This window comes from Bradyrhizobium sp. sBnM-33, assembly GCF_032917945.1.
Taxonomy (GTDB): domain Bacteria; phylum Pseudomonadota; class Alphaproteobacteria; order Rhizobiales; family Xanthobacteraceae; genus Bradyrhizobium.
This window is the reverse complement of sequence record NZ_CP136624.1, coordinates 328494-345461: the sequence shown is the minus strand read 5'-3', so window position 1 is coordinate 345461 and position 16968 is coordinate 328494. Positions and strand designations below refer to the sequence as shown.

The 16968-nt window shown below is 63.1% G+C and carries 17 protein-coding genes; 10 read left to right on the top strand and 7 right to left on the bottom strand.

What is annotated here, in order from left to right; genetic code table 11:
• Nucleotides 1–56 precede the first annotated feature (56 nt).
• On the top strand, nt 57–701 hold the full coding sequence (locus RX328_RS01640) for a carbonic anhydrase (RefSeq protein ID WP_213250867.1): 645 nt from the start codon (nt 57–59) through the stop codon (nt 699–701).
• A gap of 125 nt (nt 702–826) precedes the next feature.
• On the opposite strand, the gene RX328_RS01635 is transcribed toward RX328_RS01640, so the two are convergent.
• Entirely contained in the window at nt 827–1861 is a 1035-nt protein-coding gene (locus RX328_RS01635; protein WP_213250864.1) for an aspartate-semialdehyde dehydrogenase, read from the bottom strand.
• 117 nt (nt 1862–1978) lie between these two features.
• Here RX328_RS01635 and RX328_RS01630 point away from each other — a divergent pair, with 117 nt between their 5' ends.
• Both RX328_RS01630 and RX328_RS01625 read left to right on the top strand, forming a co-directional pair.
• Complete coding sequence (locus RX328_RS01630; RefSeq protein WP_213250862.1) at nt 1979–2782, top strand: hypothetical protein; 804 nt, start codon at nt 1979–1981, stop codon at nt 2780–2782.
• 217 nt (nt 2783–2999) lie between these two features.
• A complete protein-coding gene (locus RX328_RS01625) occupies nt 3000–3380 on the top strand; it encodes a hypothetical protein (RefSeq protein WP_213250860.1) in 381 nt (126 codons plus the stop codon).
• A gap of 205 nt (nt 3381–3585) precedes the next feature.
• Here RX328_RS01625 and RX328_RS01620 read toward each other — a convergent pair whose 3' ends face one another.
• Both RX328_RS01620 and leuB read right to left on the bottom strand, forming a co-directional pair.
• Nucleotides 3586–4230, bottom strand: coding sequence for a DapH/DapD/GlmU-related protein (locus tag RX328_RS01620; RefSeq protein ID WP_213250857.1), 645 nt, complete (start codon nt 4228–4230; stop codon nt 3586–3588).
• A 130-nt stretch (nt 4231–4360) separates the two neighbouring features.
• Complete coding sequence (gene leuB / locus RX328_RS01615; protein ID WP_213250854.1) at nt 4361–5473, bottom strand: 3-isopropylmalate dehydrogenase; 1113 nt, start codon at nt 5471–5473, stop codon at nt 4361–4363.
• Nucleotides 5474–5702: 229 nt separating this feature from the next.
• On the opposite strand from leuB, the gene RX328_RS01610 reads away from it, so the two are divergent.
• From RX328_RS01610 to RX328_RS01600, 3 genes are all read left to right on the top strand, one after another.
• Nucleotides 5703–6890 carry a YbfB/YjiJ family MFS transporter gene (locus RX328_RS01610; RefSeq protein ID WP_213250851.1) on the top strand — a complete coding sequence of 396 codons (1188 nt, stop codon included), beginning with the start codon at nt 5703–5705 and terminating at the stop codon, nt 6888–6890.
• Between the two features lie 342 nt (nt 6891–7232).
• Nucleotides 7233–8402, top strand: a complete 1170-nt coding sequence (locus tag RX328_RS01605; RefSeq protein WP_213250848.1) for a saccharopine dehydrogenase family protein — start codon at nt 7233–7235, stop codon at nt 8400–8402.
• 148 nt (nt 8403–8550) lie between these two features.
• Nucleotides 8551–10332, top strand: a complete 1782-nt coding sequence (locus tag RX328_RS01600; RefSeq protein ID WP_249726289.1) for a Rieske (2Fe-2S) protein — start codon at nt 8551–8553, stop codon at nt 10330–10332.
• Nucleotides 10333–10461: 129 nt separating this feature from the next.
• Here the strand turns inward: RX328_RS01600 and RX328_RS01595 are convergent, their stop codons facing one another.
• The 4 genes from RX328_RS01595 to RX328_RS01580 form a co-directional block, all read right to left on the bottom strand.
• The gene (locus RX328_RS01595; protein ID WP_213250845.1) at nt 10462–11247 is read right to left on the bottom strand and encodes a molybdopterin-dependent oxidoreductase; all 786 of its coding nucleotides are present in this window, start codon (nt 11245–11247) and stop codon (nt 10462–10464) included.
• Between the two features lie 17 nt (nt 11248–11264).
• Nucleotides 11265–11894: a cytochrome b/b6 domain-containing protein gene (locus tag RX328_RS01590; RefSeq protein WP_213250843.1), complete on the bottom strand. Its 630-nt coding sequence runs from the start codon at nt 11892–11894 to the stop codon at nt 11265–11267.
• 180 nt (nt 11895–12074) lie between these two features.
• Nucleotides 12075–12629 carry a fasciclin domain-containing protein gene (locus tag RX328_RS01585; protein ID WP_213250841.1) on the bottom strand — a complete coding sequence of 185 codons (555 nt, stop codon included), beginning with the start codon at nt 12627–12629 and terminating at the stop codon, nt 12075–12077.
• Nucleotides 12630–12910: 281 nt separating this feature from the next.
• Nucleotides 12911–13672 (bottom strand): SDR family oxidoreductase, encoded by a 762-nt coding sequence (locus RX328_RS01580; protein WP_213250839.1) that lies wholly within the window; start codon nt 13670–13672, stop codon nt 12911–12913.
• Nucleotides 13673–13760: 88 nt separating this feature from the next.
• On the opposite strand from RX328_RS01580, the gene RX328_RS01575 reads away from it, so the two are divergent.
• From RX328_RS01575 to sdhD, 4 genes are all read left to right on the top strand, one after another.
• Complete coding sequence (locus RX328_RS01575) at nt 13761–15290, top strand: malonate--CoA ligase (RefSeq protein WP_213250836.1); 1530 nt, start codon at nt 13761–13763, stop codon at nt 15288–15290.
• 30 nt (nt 15291–15320) lie between these two features.
• On the top strand, nt 15321–15803 hold the full coding sequence (locus RX328_RS01570) for a DUF3658 domain-containing protein (protein WP_213250833.1): 483 nt from the start codon (nt 15321–15323) through the stop codon (nt 15801–15803).
• A 377-nt stretch (nt 15804–16180) separates the two neighbouring features.
• Nucleotides 16181–16579, top strand: a complete 399-nt coding sequence (gene sdhC, locus RX328_RS01565; protein WP_213250830.1) for a succinate dehydrogenase, cytochrome b556 subunit — start codon at nt 16181–16183, stop codon at nt 16577–16579.
• Nucleotides 16580–16593: 14 nt separating this feature from the next.
• Nucleotides 16594–16968: a succinate dehydrogenase, hydrophobic membrane anchor protein gene (gene sdhD / locus RX328_RS01560; RefSeq protein ID WP_213251035.1), complete on the top strand. Its 375-nt coding sequence runs from the start codon at nt 16594–16596 to the stop codon at nt 16966–16968.

Here is a 16968-nt window from a genome sequence, read left to right as displayed (position 1 = left end):
ACGCGATCGCCTGAAAGCCTTGTTCCCGTCATCGGCTTATGGTTAGGCATGGCACCATGACCTCATTCCCGCAACATCTGCTCGATGGCTACCGGGCGTTTGCCTCGCAGCGGCTGCCGACCGAACAAACGCGCTACCGGGAACTCTCCGAGCGCGGCCAGTCGCCCGCCGTGATGGTGATCGGCTGCTGCGATTCGCGCGTCTCGCCGGAAGTGATTTTCGACGCCGGCCCCGGCGAGCTCTTCGTGGTGCGCAACGTCGCCAACCTGGTGCCGGTCTATCAGCCCGACGGTGGCGCCCATGGCGTCTCCGCGGCGCTGGAATACGCGGTCAACGTGCTCCGCATCAAGCACATCGTCGTGCTCGGCCATGCCCAGTGCGGCGGCATCCGCGCCTTCATCGACAAGATCGACCCGCTGTCGCCGGGCGACTTCATCGGCCGCTGGATGGCGATGTTCATCAAGCCGGGCGAGGTGGTAGAACAGCGCGAGCACGAGACGATGCAGGAGTTCACGATCAGGGTCGAGAAAGCTGCGATCTTCCGCTCATTGGAAAATTTAATGACGTTCCCGTTCGTGCGCGCCCGCGTCGAGCGCGGCGAAATGGAATTGCACGGCGCCTATTTCGGCGTCGCCGAGGGCTCGCTGTTCGTGCTCGATCAGGCGGCGAAGGAGTTTCGCAGTGTCGGGGAAGCGGCATAGACCGTAGGGTGGGCAAAGTCGCGTAGGGTGGGCAAAGCGAAGTGTGCCCACCATCTCTCCAACGCGATGAAACAGGATTGGTGGGCACGGCGCACATGCGCCTTGCCCACCCTACAAATCCAAGCTCAGGCAGCCCTCTTCTTCGCGGTGATCAGCTTGCGGTTGATCAGGGATTCGGCGATCTGCACCGCGTTCAGGGCTGCGCCCTTGCGCAGATTGTCGGAGACGCACCACAGCACCAGGCCATTCTCCACCGTCGCGTCCTCGCGGATGCGGCTGATATAGGTGGCGTCCTCGCCGGCCGCCTCGTAGGGCGTGACGTAGCCGCCGGGCTCGTGCTTGTCGATCACGAGGCAACCCGGCGCGTTGCGCAGGATGTTGCGCGCTTCATCGGCTGTGATCGGATTCTCGAATTCGATGTTGACGGCCTCCGAATGGCCGACGAACACCGGCACCCGCACGCAGGTGGCGGAAAGCTTGATCTTGGGATCAAGAATCTTCTTGGTCTCCATCATCATCTTCCACTCTTCCTTGGTGTAGCCGTCCTCCATGAACACGTCGATCTCGGGGATGACGTTGAAGGCGATACGCTTGGGGAATTTCTTGTTGATCAGTTCGCTGTTGGTGTAGACCGCCTTGGTCTGCGAGAACAGTTCGTCCATCGCGTCCTTGCCGGCGCCCGAGACCGACTGATAGGTCGCGACCACGACCCGCTTGATGGTGGCTTTGTCGTGCAGCGGCTTCAGCGCCACCACGAGCTGCGCGGTCGAGCAGTTCGGGTTGGCGATGATGTTCTTCTTGGCAAAACCCGCGGCCGCATCGGCGTTCACTTCCGGCACGATCAGCGGCACGTCCGGGTCCATCCGCCAGGCCGACGAATTGTCGATCACGACCGCACCCGCCGCGCCGATCTTGGGCGACCATTCCTTCGACACCGAACCGCCTGCCGACATCAGGCAGATATCGACGTCGGAGAAGTCGTAGTGCTCGAGCGCTTTGACCTTCAGGGTGCGGTCGCCATAGGACACTTCGACGCCGACGCTGCGGCGCGAGGCGAGCACCACGACCTCGTCGGCGGGGAATTTGCGCTCGTCGAGAATATTGAGCATTTCGCGCCCGACATTGCCGGTCGCACCGACGACAGCGACTTTGTAACCCATCGTTCACTCTCCGAGGAAAAATGCCGCCCTGCCGCGTCAAGCGGAAAGGGAGAAGGCAGCGCTTCTATGCGAGAAACGCCGATATGACAACGTTTGGCGGTTGTGTTTGGGCGTTTGATGCATTCGTTTCCGGCCGGTTCGGCCGATTCCCACTATAGGACGACAATTCATCCGGCGCTGGCAAGCTTGGTGGACGAGGTCTGCGGCACGCTGGCACGGCTCTGCGCCTATCTGATGACGCTGGCGCTGATGACCATTGGCGGTATCGCGCTATGGCAGCATTTGCCCGATATTACGGCGATGGAGACGGCGCCGAAGGCCTGGAGCCAGGCCGGGCGCATGGCACCGGCGTTCGCCGTAAGCCAGTTCATTTTTCCAGGCAAGATAGAGACTTACGAGGTCTTTCGGCACCCCGAGGGTGGTCGCAAGGACGTGTTCCGCTGGAGCGGGCTCGGCGGCACGCCGGTCGCCGAACTCGAAATCTATCGTCCGGGCGAAGAAATCGATCAGGTCGGCTCGGCCGCCGGCTACCTCGCCGCAAGGATGGACCCGGCTGGCCCGCGCGAGCTGGAAGCTGCCGGGATCATCGATAGCAAGTTCGGCGCTGTGATGCTGTTTCGCCGGGTCGGCGGCACGGAGGCGGCCAGCGCATGCCTCCGATTTTTCAAACACGTCGATGAGCCGAAATTCCGCCTCTCGGGCTGGTCATGCCTGGGCGAGAATGTGCCGGCTCGCCGCGCCGCGATCGGCTGCATGCTGAACCGGCTGGTCCTGCTTTCGGCCGGCAACGATACGAAACTTACGGAATTGTTCGCCCGCGACGAAGTCAGGCGCAGCGATTGTGCGGCGTCAGGCGCGCCGGCCTTGTCAGCGGATTGGGTAACCGGCGCCGATAACCCGCGGCTGCGCGGCACTCTTTAAGCCTGCTGGCGGCGCGGTTGTTATCGCCGCCCCTCACAATTGTGGCAACAAGCGGCCAAGACGCTTGTTTTCATGAAACTTTTTCGCTTCGCACCGCATTATTCCTGCGCGGTGTGGCGCAATTGACCTAGCGACGATGGTCTTGCCACGGCTACAATGCACGCAATCAGATTTGACGATCCGCCAGCCCGTCACGGCGGACAATGACGAGGATGCAATGACCCGAAAATTCCCTGCTGCGAGCAAGCTCGCGATGTTGCTTGCCGCGGCCGCCCTCGTCGCTATTGGCACGACCTCGGCCGACGCCCAGTCCAGGCAGCAATACGACCGCGACGGCCGGCCCTATTACGGCCCGAATGGTCCCAACCGGTCGTACCAGCAGGGCCCGCGCACCCGCGTCTACGTCACCACCCGCTCCTGGCTCGATGCCGGCACCGAAGTGCTGCCGGGCGACCGCAAGTTCCAGGACTACGCCTTCCCGCCGGATCTGGGATATCCGTCGTTCGCGCGCGAAAACCTCAACCGGCCGATCGACCGCCAGCCGCTGAACCCGCCGTCGGACATGGGCGGCTATCCGCAGCGCTTCCCGCTGTATTGAGTGCGACAAGCATATGACGAAAATGCCCGGTCTCGACCGGGCATTTTTTTGTGACTGCAAAAGCGCGACCCTCATGGTGAGGAGGCGCTCTAGCGCCGTCTCGAACCATGTGGCCGAGCTCGTGCCATTCATCCTTCGAGACGCGCGAAGACGCGCTCCTCAGGATGAGTCTGGCAGGAGTGCCGCGCCCTTCCCCGTTTTCGATCTAGCGACCCGCAGCAAGCGCCGGGTCGTAACGCTCGCAAAACTGCTCGATCGCTTCGGAGCGAAAATCGCTTAAGCGTTCGAAGATGATTTCGTCCGGCCAATCCCACCAGGCGATGCGGCGCAGGCTTTCGGCGATCCCGTTGGGAAAGCGCTTTCGGATCGGACGAGCCGGAACGCCACCGACGATAGTATAGGGCGACACGCTGCGGCTGACGACCGCTCCCGCGGCAATGACGGCACCGTCGCCGACCGTCACGCCCGGCAGGATGATGGCGGCATGCCCGATCCAGCAATCGTTGCCGACGATCACCCGGCCGCTGCGGCGTTCCGCAAAGAAGTCGCGGTCGCGGGTGGCCGTCGCGTCGTAATATTCCGGGCAATAGGTGAAGCGATGCTGGGACGGGCGGCCCATGGGGTGGTTCGGAGCGCCGATCCGGACCGAGTTGGCGATTGCCGTGAACTTGCCGATCAGTGCGTCGGCGACCTCGCAATTCTCCCCGAGATAGGAGTAGTCGCCAAGCGAGGCATATTCGATGCGCGTGTTACACAGGACTTCGCAACGCCGGCCGATCTGCGCCTCCCGCAGCCGCACCGTTTCATGGATGATTGTTTCCGCGATCTTCGGCCGATGCGATGCATCCATGAAACGGCTCCGATGGTGTCTTCTGCGACGTAGCCCGGATGGAGCGAAGCCGCAATCCGGGAATCTTGCCGCTTGTGAGATAGACCCCGGATTTCGCTACGCTTCATCCGGGCTACACCAAACAAATCACTCACGCGTGTAGCTTCTGCAGCTCCTTCAGGATTGCCTCGCCCATCTGCGTGGTCGAGGCCGCCGTCGTGCCCTCGGACTTGATATCAGCGGTACGCAATCCACTGGCTAGCACCGCGGCGATCGCCGCGTCGACCTTGTCGGCGAGATCGCCCATGTCGAAGGAATAGCGCAGCGCCATCCCGAACGAGGACATCATCGCGATCGGATTGGCGAGCCCCTTGCCGGCGATATCGGGTGCCGAGCCGTGCACCGGCTCGAACAGCGAGCGGCGCTTCTTGGTCTTGGCGTCGATCTCGCCGAGCGACGCCGAAGGCAGCATGCCGAGCGACCCCGTCAGCATCGCCGCGATATCGGACAGCATGTCGCCGAACAGATTGTCGGTCACGATGACGTCAAATTGCTTCGGCGCCTTCACCAGCATCATGCCGCCGGAATCGGCGAGCTGGTGCTCCAGCGTCACGTCCTTGTACTCGCGCGCATGCACCGCCGTCATGACCTCGTTCCAGAGCACGCCCGATTTCATGACGTTGCGCTTTTCCATCGACGTCACCTTGTTGCGACGCTTGCGCGCCAGGTCGAAGGCGACGCGGCCGATGCGCTCAATCTCGTAGGTGTCATAGACCTGGGTGTCGATGGCGCGCTTCTGGCCGTTGCCGAGATCGGTGATGGTCTTCGGCTCGCCGAAATAGACGCCGCCGGTGAGCTCGCGCACGATCATGATGTCGAGGCCTTCGACCGCCTCGCGCTTCAGGCTGGAAGCATCGGCGAGCGCCGGGTAGCACACGGCGGGTCGCAGATTGGCGAACAGGCCGAGATCCTTGCGCAGGCGCAGAAGACCTGCCTCGGGGCGCACCTCGTAGGGCACGCTGTCCCACTTCGGGCCGCCGACGGCACCGAAGATGATGGCATCGGCCGCTTTCGCCTTGTCCATGTCGGCTTCCGAGATCGACACCTTGTGCGCGTCATAGGCGGAGCCGCCGACCAGCCCCTGCTCGGTCTCGAATGACGCGATGCCTGCCGCGTTCAGCCAGTCTATCAGGCGCTGCACCTCGCCCATCACTTCGGGGCCGATACCGTCGCCGGGGAGAAGCAGCAGTTTCTGGGTCGCCATGTCGTTTACCTCCAGTTCGTCATGGCCGGGCTTGTCCCGGCCATCCACGTCTTGTGTGCGTTGGCAGTAAGACGTGGATGCCCGGCACAAGGCCGAGCATGACGGAAAATGAGAAATCCGGGCGGAGTGCTAGAGCGGCATTGCGCGATTGGCAAGACACCATTGCGGCCGAAGAGCCTGTGCATCCCCGTGCCGGCCTGCCACAATGCCGTTCCGCCGGAGCAATTCCTTGCACGCCCCCGATCGTCCCGCGAGTTACGCGCATCCCGCACGGCTGATCCTGATCCTGTCGCTGGCGCCGACCGTCGGTCTTGGCATCGGCCGCTTCGCCTATGCGCTGGTGCTGCCTGATATGCGCGACACGCTGGCCTGGAGCTATTCCGCCGCCGGCTTCATGAACACCATCAACGCCGCCGGCTATCTCGCGGGCGCCCTGTTCGCCTCGCGGATGATCCGGCGTTTTGGACTGGCGGCTTCGGTTCGATGGGGCACGCTGGCCTGCGTGTTGTCGCTGGCGCTCTGCGCCACCACAGGCAATTTCTACGTCCTGAGTTTTGCGCGGCTTCTGGCGGGCGTCGGCGCCGCGGCCGGATTCGTCGGCGGCGGCGCGCTGGCGGCGACGATTGCGCAGTCGCGCCCCGAACGGGCGAATTTTCTGCTCAGCCTGTTCTATGCCGGCCCCGGCATCGGCATCCTGGCGTCGGGACTGGCGGCGCCGTTCGTGCTTCAGAGCTTTGGGCCGGGCTCGTGGTGGATCGTCTGGTGGGCGATGACCGCGCTGGCGGTCATCATGACCATTCCCGTTCTGCTCGCGCCGCTTCATGACGGCGTGACGGCCGCCGCGACCACAACGGCCAAATTCGCGATTGCGCCGGTGGTGATCTATCTCGCCGGGTACTTTCTATTCGGCGCCGGCTACATCGCCTACATGACCTTCATGATCGCCTATGTCCGCGACGCCGGTGGCGGGGCCGCGGCACAGAGCGCGTTCTGGAGCCTGATCGGCCTCAGCGCCTTTGTCACACCCTGGGTGTGGCGGCGCGTGCTGGCGCTCGACCGCGGCGGCCTCGCCACCACGATCATTCTCGGCGTCAACGCGATCGGCGCGGCGATGCCGATCTTCGGACACTCGGTTTGGCTGCTCGCCACATCGGCTCTGGTATTCGGCGTCGCGTTCTTCGCCGTGGTCGGCTCCACCACCGCCTTCGTCCGCTTCAACTACCCGCCGCAGGCTTGGCCCAGCGCGATCGCGGCGATGACGATTTCATTCGGCATCGGCCAGACGCTGGGCCCGATCGTGGTCGGCGCGATCACGGATGCGCTGGGCAGCCTGTCGTTTGCGCTGAACGTTTCCGCAGCGATGCTGGCGTTAGGCGCAGTGTTGTCGGCGTTTCAGAGAAAGGTGCGAAGTTTTTAGTGGAAGTGCGCCAGTCGTCATTGCGCGGAGCAAAGCGGGACGAAGCAATCCATCTATCGCTGCGCGGAGACGTGGATTGCTTCGCGGAAGCCTGTCATCCGGCGCGCATTCGCGCGACCCGTTGGCTCGCAATGACGGCAGCGAAAAGCACGCTCGACGGTCTTCCCAGAAGCTGCCTTACACTCGTATGCTTTGGACGCTTCCGACCACAAAGTGTGGCAGTTTGCGGCATAAAGTGACGTCGCCTGATGGTAAGGTGTCCGCTCGGCACCGGGAACTGTGGTATCTTCCATCAACGCGATGGGGCGATAGCTCTCCCGGGTTTCGAGAAGGACCAACGTCGTGAAGCGGGACTTCGACCTCATCGTTTATGGCGCCACGGGGTACACCGGCCGTCTCATCGCCGAATATCTGGCGACGTCCTATCGCGGCGACGATGCTCCGTCCTGGGCGATCGCGGGACGCTCGACCGACAAGCTCCAGAAGGTGCGTGTTGACATCGGCGCACCGGACGATTTGCCGTTGGTCAAGGCGGATGCCGACGAGCCGGCCAGCCTGCGTTCGATGTGCGAGCGTGCGGCCGTGATCATCACGACTGTCGGGCCCTATCAGCTCCACGGTCCCGGGCTGGTGGCGGCCTGCGCGGCCACGGGAACGGCCTATGTTGATCTCTGCGGCGAACCGGTTTGGATGCGGCGCATGATCGACGCCCATCACGAAGAAGCGAAACGAACCGGCGCGCGCATCGTCTTCTCCTGCGGCTTCGATTCGATCCCGTTCGATCTCGGCGTGCTCACGCTGCAGGAGAAGGCGCGCGAGAAATTCGGACGCCCGGCGCGGCGGGTCAAAGCCCGCCTGCGCAAGGTGAAAGGCGGCATGTCTGGCGGCACCGCGGCGAGCGCCCAAGCAACGTTGGCCGCCGCCGCGCGCGATCCAGCCCTGATCGGGCTGCTGACCGACCCCTTCGCGTTGACGCCGGGGTTCACCGGGCCTTCTCAGCCGTCGGGCCTCATCCCCGAATACGACCCGCACATGAACGCGTGGCTCGTGCCGTTCCCGATGGCGCCGGTCAACACCAAGAACGTGCACCGCACGAATTTCCTGTTGGGTCATCTCTACGGCAGGGATTTCGTCTACGACGAGATGATGGTCGCGCCGGGGTTGGGGGAAATCGCCGGCGTAACGACGGAGACGTTCGCCACGGTGTTTTCCTTGTTCAGGACCGGCGGTCTCAAACCCGGCGCAGGCCCGACCCGGGAAGAGCGCGAGAAGGGCTTCTATGACATCCTCTTCCTGGGCGAGCAGCCGGATGGCGGACGGGTCGAGACGGTCGTCAGGGGCGACCGCGATCCGGGCTACGGCTCGACCAGCAAGATGATCGCCGAGAGCGCTCTCTGCCTCGTGCGCGACGTGCAGGGCGAGGGCGGCATCTGGACGCCAGGCGCGCTGATGGGCCCGGCGTTGCGCAAGCGTCTGACGGAGCGCGCCGGCCTCACCTTCAGCGCGCGTTGAGGTAACGCTCAGAACTGCAGCGGCGTGGTCCAGTGCGGTTACTTTCGCGCAGCACCAACGCCACCGCATCCTCTCGCCTTTGCGCGAGAGGATGCCTATGTTGCGGAGTACCTGCAGCGCCCCCAAAGCGACAATGGGAGATATGCCCATGGACGCGCCGAGCAAGGAATTTGCGCTGGCGGGCAGCCTTGAGGAGCTGAAGCTCAAGGGGCGGCTCGTTGTGCACGGTGGCCATCGTCCGATCCTCGTCATCTACGACCGCGGACGCGTCTTCGCGCTCGACAATCGGTGCCCGCACATGGGCTTCCCGCTCGAGCGCGGCAGCGTCGAGGACGGCATCTTGACCTGCCACTGGCACCACGCGCGCTTCGATCTCGAGAGCGGCTGCACCTTCGACCTGTGGGCGGACGACGTGCCGATCTGCCCGGTCGAGGTGCGCAATGGTAACGTCTGGGTGAAGATCACGTTCACCCATGCCGATCTCGTCGCGCACTGGCATCAGCGGCTTGCGAACGGCCTCGCCCACAACCTTGGCCTCGTCATTGCCAAGGCCATACATGGTCAGCTCGCGGCCGGCGTACCGCAGACCGAAATCGTGCGGGAGGTGGCGCTGTTCGGGGCGCAAAATCGCGACGGCTGGGGCGTCGGTCTTACGATCTTGACGGCACTCGCCAATATCCTGCCTGTGCTGCCGGAGGAGGAAGCCTATCTCGCTCTGTTCCACGGCGCACGCCGCGTGGCGGCGGATTGCGACGGCGAGGCGCCGCGGCGGGAACGCGCGCCGCTTGGAAGCCGGCCGGATCCGGCCGCGCTGAAACGCTGGCTGCGGCGTTGGACAACCGTGCGCCATCGCGAGGCGGCCGAGCGCACCCTGCTCACAGCGGTTGCGGCCGGCTTCTCCCCGGCTGAACTGGCTGATGCGCTGTTCGCTGCCGAGACCGAGCGGGCGTTCGCCGACACCGGGCACTCCCTCGACTTCATCAACAAGGCATTCGAATGCCTCGACCTGATCGGCTGGCAACATGCGGCGGCTCTGCTGCCGACCGTCGTCGGTCAGATGGTAGCGGCCCGTGGCGCCGAGGAATCGACTGCCTGGCGCCAGCCCGTTGACCTTGTTGCGTTGTGTGAAGAATCAACCAGCGAACTCGCGGACCTGTTCGCTGCCGGACGCGGCTCGCGGGACTGGTCGGGCCACGCCGCACTTGCTCAAGAGCTGCTCGGTGACGATCCGGCCAGAATCATTGATGCGCTCAAGGCGGCGATCCGCGCCGGTGCCGCTCCGGCTGACCTTGGCCAATCCCTCGCGTATGCGGCAGCGCTCAGAGTGGCGCGCTTCGGCAATGCCAACGAGCACGCCGACTGGGAGACGGCGCATCACGTCTTCACCTACGCCAACGCAGTCCACCAGATGCTGATGCGCATCGGGACTGCCAATATCGACGCTCACGTCACGGCCGTGCGCGGCGTATTGCACGGGGCGATGGCGCTCTACCTTGCTCGCTATCTCAATGTGCCACCGGCGCGCATCCCGGGCGACGGCGGCGAGCAGCTCGATGATCTGCCCGCGGATCCAGAGACGATCGGCGCCGCCTTGCTCGACGCCTTCGACCGGCAGAGACAGGTCGATCTCGCCGCACGCCTGGTGGCACGGCATCTCACGCTCGGCCATTCGCCGCAGGCGCTGATCGCTACGCTCGCGCATGCGGTGCTGCGAGAAGATGCAGGCTTCCATGCGTATCAGATACTGGAGGCGGGAGTCCGGCAGTTCGGCGCGTGGGGCGACACGGACGAGGGCCGGCACATCCTCGTTGCGGTTACCCGCTATCTGGCGGCGCATTCACCGACCGAACGCGCGTCACTGCAGACAGCCGACATCGCCCGCCGCTTAATGCGGGGTGGTGAGCTGCATCAAGAGGCTGGATCGTCCTGAGGTCACGCACTGAGGGCGAGCGACGAAGCAGTCCATGCCCCGGCAAGCGGAGAAGTGGATTGCTTCGCGAAAGCCTGCCATCGGGCACGCCTTCGCGCGACCCAGTGTCGCGCAATGACGCCGCGGCGACTAACTTCCGCTGAACGAATTATAGCCTTGGTCTTCCCAGAAGCCGCCCTTGTAGTCGTTGGTGACTTCCATCGAGATCACGTATTTCGGGTTCTTGAAGCCGAGCTTGGTCGGCACCCTGATCTTCATCGGAAAACCATAGGCGCGCGGCAGGATCTCGTCGCCGAATTTGAACGTCATCTGGGTCTGCGCATGCAGCGCGCTCGGCATGTCGAGCGGCGAATTGTAACCGTCCTTGTCGGCGCACTGGAACCAGACATATTTCGCGCGCGTATCCGCGCCGACCAGTTTGAGGAAATCGCGCAACGGCGTGCCGGTCCAGCTTCCGATCGCGCTCCAGCCTTCGACGCAGATATGGCGTGTGACCTGCTTGACCTGCGGCAGTTGATAGAGCTCGTCCAGCGTCCAGGACTTCTTGTTCTCGACCAGGCCACGCACCTCGAGCTTCCAGCTCTTGCCGTCGACTTCAGGCGCCTCGTCAAGATCGTAATAGGCGTTGAACGGGAACGGCTTTGTAATCGCGCTTTCCGGGAAGGTCGGCGCCATCGCATTGGGATTGAACATCAATGCCTGCACGCCGTCATTGAATTTCGAGACCTGCTTCAGCATCTCCTCGGCCGAGAAACTGTCCGTGACGTCGCAGCCGGTCAGAAGCGTCAGCGCGCCGAGGCTGGCGCCGCCCGAGATGAAGCGCCGGCGGGTGAGATCCGGCATGGACTTGAGGGCGTCTCTGACGAGAAGCGTCTTATCGACGCCGGGGATCAGAAGCTTGCGCATGCGGCCCATGATCATTCTCCCTTGAATTAGCGGCCGATGATCATGGCGCGCAGACTCTTCGGCACCAGGAGGGCAAGCGCGACATGAACCACCATGAAGGCGACGATCGCCGCCATGCAGAAGAAATGGACGTAACGGGCGCCCTCGTAGCCGCCGAACAGCGCCGTCAGGTATTGCAGTTGCACCGGCTTCCAGATCGCCAGACCCGACAGCACGATGAGGATGCCGACGACGATGATGCCGGCGTACAGCAGCTTTTGCACGTAGTTGTATTTGGTGAGATCGTTATGCGACAGCTTGCCGGTCAGCGCAGCTTTGGTATCTGAAATCACGCCCTCCGGCGTGATCGGCAGCAGTTTCTTGCGGAAGCGGCCGGTAACAAAGCCCAGCACCAGATAGATCAGGCCGTTGACCATCAGCAGCCACATCGCGGCGAAATGCCAGAGCAGCCCTCCGGCGAGCCAGCCGCCCAGCGTGACCGAACGGGGGAACGTAAAGCCGAATAGCGGCGAGGCGTTATAGATCTGCCATCCCGACATGATCATCAGGACCATCGCGAAGGCGTTGGTCCAGTGCAGCGCCCGCACCCAGGCCGGCTGAATGATTTTTGCCTTGGCTGACGCGGCGTGTTCGTCGCTGACTGTTACGGCCGACATGGCTCATCCCCGCTTGCAATTCGTTGTCGAATATACGCCCGGAACCCGGTTTTCGTTACTGCCATGACGCTATCAGATCGATGCCTGACGCGTATCGACCTTCACGAAAAAGCGAGCCGGGTTGCCCCGGCCCACCAATCCACGCGTCCCGGTTGGGACCAGTCAGGGGCGCGCGGGGGCTCAAGATGCCGGCATCAGCACGGTGTCGACCACATGGATCACGCCGTTCGACTGATTGACGTTGGTGATCGTGACCGTCGAGGTTCCGCCCTTGGCGTCGACGATCCAAGTCTTGCCGTCCTGCTTCTTGACCGTCAGCTCCTCGCCTTCGGCCGTCTTGAGCTTCTTGCCATCGGTGAGGTCAGCCGCGGCGAGCTTGCCGGGCACGACATGGTAGGTGAGGATCTTGGTCAGGGTCGCCTTGTTCTCAGGCTTCACCAGCGTCTCGACGGTGCCGGCCGGCAGCTTGCCGAAGGCGGTGTTGGTCGGCGCGAACACGGTGAACGGGCCCTTGCCTTGCAGCGTCTCGACCAGGCCGGCCGCCTTCACGGCGGCGACCAGCGTGGTGTGGTCCTTCGAATTGACGGCGTTCTGGATGATGTTCTTGGACGGGAACATCGCCGCACCGCCGACCATCACGGTCTTTTCTTCCGCGCTGGCGGGCGCGGTGATGGTGGCGGTGAAAGCCAGCGCGCTGAAGACGGCGGCGGACAGAAGTGCAATACGTTTCGACATGAATCTTCTCCCGAGGATTGTTGCGGCCGGCGGGTCTCCGCCGGTGATGAAAACAACGACGCTGGTCAATGGACCGGTTGATTTCGTCGTCGTTGGGCCGAGCTACGGGAGGTTTTTGGGCCGGTTTCGGGGAATAATTTATCGTGATGTCTGAAACTTTTGAGGGCGTGATCCGTGCGGCGCCCGAGCCGTAGCCCGGATGGAGCGCAGCGCAATCCGGGATTCTTCTCAGCGGAGAGATATCCCGGGTTGCGCTGCGCTCCACCCGGGCTACGAGAAGTTCAATCCCTGCTATTCGGCGTCTGGATGAAGCCGCGATTATGCGTCGGGCTGATCAGGATCTCGTTGACACAGACCCGCGGCGGCAGGCTGGCGACGAAAGCGATGGTGCGACCGCAATCCTCCGGCTGCAGCATTTTGGCTTGCTCTTCCTCCGAGGGCACTACCGGACGCAGCTTCAGAATCGGGGTCGCGACCTCGCCGGGTGAGAGGCAGCAGGCGCGCAGCCCGTTGACGCACTCGTCCATGTTGAAGGAATGGGTCAGCGCCAGCACCGCATGTTTCGTCGTGGTGTAGGCCGGGCCCGGCATCTTTGACACGTGACGGCCGGCCCAGGACGCGACGTTGATGATGCAGCCGTCCTTTTGCTTTCGCATCGCCGGCAGCACCGCGCGCATGCAGTAGAGCACGCCGTTGAGGTTGATATCGACGACCTTGTCCCAGCCCTCCAATTCCATGTCGGCCCAGCTTCGCTTCGGCACGTTGATGCCGGCGCTGTTGACCAGGAGGTCGATCCGGCCGTGTTTGGCCAGGATCTGCTCCGCCGCCTTGTTGACGTCTTCCTTGTTGCTGACATCGAGCGCGATCGCCTCGGCTTTGCCGCCCTTTTGGGTGATATTGGCCACGACCTTGTCGAGGGCATCTTTCCGCCGCCCCGAGACCACCACCGTCCAGCCATCGGCCGCCAGCGCCTCGGCGCCGGCCTCGCCAATCCCGCTGCCACCGCCCGTCACCCAGGCCACGCGTTTCCCGCCATTTGTCATGCAAACTGTCTCCGTTGCTTTTTGAAGGGCGTTCTTGCTATTCCAGCCTGCGAAATTCGCAGGCCAGCGCCCTCTTAGGGAAGTTTGCATGAACACGACCGCCAACGCCAACCTGTTTTCCCGCCTGTTCGACACGCTCGACGATCCGAACCGGCTCGCGATCGAGATGCTCGATGGCACGCGCATCAGCTATGGCGAGCTGATCGCTCGTGCTGGCCAGATAGCGAACGTGCTGGCGTCGCGCGGCGTCAAGCCCGGCGATCGCGTTGCGGCCCAGACCGAAAAGTCCGTGCCGGCGCTGGTGCTGTATCTTGCGACTGTGCGCGCTGGCGCGGTCTATTTGCCGCTCAACACTGCCTATACGCTGAACGAGCTCGACTACTTCATCTCCGACGCCGAGCCCGCGCTGGTCGTCTGCGATCCGTCCAAGGCCGAGGGCATCGGTGCCATCGCGGCGAAAGTAAAGGCAAAGGTCGAAACGCTTGGGCCCGACGGCAAGGGATCACTGACGGACGCCGCCGCCAAGGCCGATGCCGCCTTCGCAACGGTCGCCCGCGGCAATGACAATCTGGCTGCTATTCTCTACACCTCGGGCACCACCGGCCGCTCCAAGGGCGCGATGCTGACGCACGACAATCTGGCGTCTAACTCCTACAGCCTGGTCGACTATTGGCGCTTCACCGACAAGGACGTGCTGATCCACGCGCTGCCGATCTATCACACCCACGGCCTGTTCGTGGCGAGCAACGTTACGCTGTTCGCCCGCGCCTCGATGATCTTCTTGCCTAAGTTCGACCCTGAAATGATCATCAAGCTGATGGCGCGCGCCACCGTGCTGATGGGCGTGCCGACCTTCTACACCCGGCTGCTGCAGAGCCCGGCGCTGTCGAAGGAATCGACCAAGCACATGCGGCTGTTCATTTCGGGTTCGGCGCCGCTGCTCGCCGACACCCATCGCGAATGGGCCGCGCGCACCGGCCACGCCGTGCTGGAACGCTACGGCATGACCGAAACCAACATGAACACGTCGAACCCCTATGACGGCGAGCGCGTGCCCGGCGCGGTCGGCCATCCCCTGCCCGGCGTGTCCGTGCGCGTCACCGATCCCGAGACCGGGAAGGAGCTCGCGCGCGAGGAAATCGGCATGATCGAGGTGAAAGGGCCCAACGTGTTCAAGGGCTACTGGCGGATGCCGGAGAAAACCAAGTCCGAATTCCGCGACGATGGCTTCTTCATCACCGGCGATCTCGGCAAGATCGACGACAAGGGCTATGTGCACATCCTCGGCCGCGGCAAGGATCTCGTGATCTCGGGCGGCTTTAACGTCTATCCCAAGGAAATCGAGAGCGAGATCGACGCCATGCCGGGCGTGATCGAATCCGCTGTGATCGGCGTGCCGCACGCCGATTTCGGCGAAGGCGTCACCGCAGTCCTGGTCTGCAACAAGGGTGCTGATGTCACCGAGGCGGGTGTGCTGAAGGCGCTCGAGGGCCGGCTCGCTAAATTCAAGATGCCCAAGCGCGTGTTCGTCGTCGACGAACTGCCGCGCAACGCCATGGGCAAGGTGCAGAAGAATATTTTGCGGGATACGTACAGGGATATTTATGCGAAGAATTAGCGGCGCGCCGCCGATCCGGGGGCAGAGACCATGGACGAAGCGCAAGCGGCCGAGATTCTTGATTACTTGATCGAAGCGGCCCGCGAACTCGATGAGGCGAGGGCCGCGGCGGACATTCTTGCACACGAGAACAAGGAAGCTGCCTCGGTCAGGGATCTCGTCATCAAGCTCAATTCGGAGCTGCTGCAAGCGATTTATGAGCGATTTCCCGATTTGCTGCCGTTTAAAGAATTTCCCGCAATCAGCAGCTCGCTGAGATGGGACCAGGTCCGGCTTCCGCCCTCCGCCTCCGAGGCGCAGGTCGATCAGATCATCTTCTCGGTCATTGCACCTATCTGGCACAAAATGGCGCGCATCATCGGGGATGCCGTAAAACGCGGCGAAGAGCTCGCTCTCGGAGTCACCGACGAAATGTTCGCTGCCCGCATTCGGGTCTTGGTTGAGGCGGGTCGCCTGGAAGGCCAGGGTGATCTTCGCAAATGGCGGCATAGCGAGGTGCGCTTCAAAGACTGAGCGGGCGGCGACCCGGCTCAGCGGACCGGTGCCCGCTATTGTCCATTCAACAGACTAATCACGAACCCCCGGCTGGCTTCTCCGAAGATCAGGCCTTCGTCGACTATCTCGCTGAGCGGTCGCGCGGAACTGATCCCTTTGACGTGCAGCTCCGCGCCCTCAACACATAGAATGCATATTCAATTCTTCGCTCGCGCCCGACGCCGTGGTATACCAAGCCTCTGAACAATCGCGTTTCGTAGCGCATAGCAATGAACGCTGACTCCATTCCAAGCGATTTGATCGTTGCGCGGACGGACTCGACTACGTAAATAGAATTTATCTACCGCGTTCCCCGATGGGCCGGCCGCGGCCCCACACAACGTAAAGCCGCCGAAATGACCGCCAGGATAGAACGACCGCTATCGCCCCATTTGCAGACCTATCGCGTCACCCTGACGATGGCGCTTTCCGTCATCCACCGCGCCACTGGCATTGCGCTCTATTTCGGTACCTTGCTACTCGCCTGGTGGTTGATTGCAGCGGCGTCCGGCCCCGGGGCGTATGCCCACGTGCAGGCCTTCACCGGCAGCATCATCGGCAAGTTGATCGTATTCGGCTACACTTGGGCGCTGCTGCACCATCTGGTCAGTGGTATCCGCTACTTCTTCTGGGACCTCGGCTACGGCTTCAAGCCCAACGAACGCGAGGCACTCACCTGGGGCGCGCTGATTGCGGGCATTTCGCTGACCGTTTTGGTCTGGATCATTGCCTACACAGTCGGAGGCGGACGATGAGCGGCCGCTCCTCGATGCGCACGCCGCTCGGCCGTGTCCGCAATCTCGGTTCCTCGCATTCCGGCACCACCGATTTCTGGCGCCAGCGCCTCACGGCGGTGGCCATGACGCTGCTGATCGTGCCGGTCATCGTGATCGTGCTGATGCTGATCGGCCGCAACCAGGCCGGCGCGGCGCAAATCCTCGGCTCGCTTCCGATCGCGATCATCCTGGTGCTCTTCATCATCGCCAGCGCCTGGCACATGAAGATCGGCATGCAGATCATAATCGAGGACTATGTGCACAACGAGATGGTGAAGCTCGCCAGCGTGATGGCCAATAATTTCTTCTGTATCGCGGTCGCCTTGGCGTCGATCTACGCGATCGTCAAATTGTCATCGGGAGTGTAA

Excerpts from the sequence above, each read along its gene's own strand:
- RX328_RS01640 (WP_213250867.1), top strand. The coding sequence starts at position 57 with ATGACCTCATTCCCGCAACATCTGCTCGATGGCTACCGGGCGTTTGCC.
- RX328_RS01635 (WP_213250864.1), bottom strand. The coding sequence starts at position 1,861 with ATGGGTTACAAAGTCGCTGTCGTCGGTGCGACCGGCAATGTCGGGCGC.
- RX328_RS01630 (WP_213250862.1), top strand. The coding sequence starts at position 1,979 with ATGCATTCGTTTCCGGCCGGTTCGGCCGATTCCCACTATAGGACGACA.
- RX328_RS01625 (WP_213250860.1), top strand. The coding sequence starts at position 3,000 with ATGACCCGAAAATTCCCTGCTGCGAGCAAGCTCGCGATGTTGCTTGCC.
- RX328_RS01620 (WP_213250857.1), bottom strand. The coding sequence starts at position 4,230 with ATGGATGCATCGCATCGGCCGAAGATCGCGGAAACAATCATCCATGAA.
- leuB (WP_213250854.1), bottom strand. The coding sequence starts at position 5,473 with ATGGCGACCCAGAAACTGCTGCTTCTCCCCGGCGACGGTATCGGCCCC.
- RX328_RS01600 (WP_249726289.1), top strand. The coding sequence starts at position 8,551 with ATGGACGCGCCGAGCAAGGAATTTGCGCTGGCGGGCAGCCTTGAGGAG.
- RX328_RS01595 (WP_213250845.1), bottom strand. The coding sequence starts at position 11,247 with ATGGGCCGCATGCGCAAGCTTCTGATCCCCGGCGTCGATAAGACGCTT.
- RX328_RS01590 (WP_213250843.1), bottom strand. The coding sequence starts at position 11,894 with ATGTCGGCCGTAACAGTCAGCGACGAACACGCCGCGTCAGCCAAGGCA.
- RX328_RS01585 (WP_213250841.1), bottom strand. The coding sequence starts at position 12,629 with ATGTCGAAACGTATTGCACTTCTGTCCGCCGCCGTCTTCAGCGCGCTG.
- RX328_RS01580 (WP_213250839.1), bottom strand. The coding sequence starts at position 13,672 with ATGACAAATGGCGGGAAACGCGTGGCCTGGGTGACGGGCGGTGGCAGC.
- RX328_RS01575 (WP_213250836.1), top strand. The coding sequence starts at position 13,761 with ATGAACACGACCGCCAACGCCAACCTGTTTTCCCGCCTGTTCGACACG.
- RX328_RS01570 (WP_213250833.1), top strand. The coding sequence starts at position 15,321 with ATGGACGAAGCGCAAGCGGCCGAGATTCTTGATTACTTGATCGAAGCG.
- sdhC (WP_213250830.1), top strand. The coding sequence starts at position 16,181 with ATGACCGCCAGGATAGAACGACCGCTATCGCCCCATTTGCAGACCTAT.
- sdhD (WP_213251035.1), top strand. The coding sequence starts at position 16,594 with ATGCGCACGCCGCTCGGCCGTGTCCGCAATCTCGGTTCCTCGCATTCC.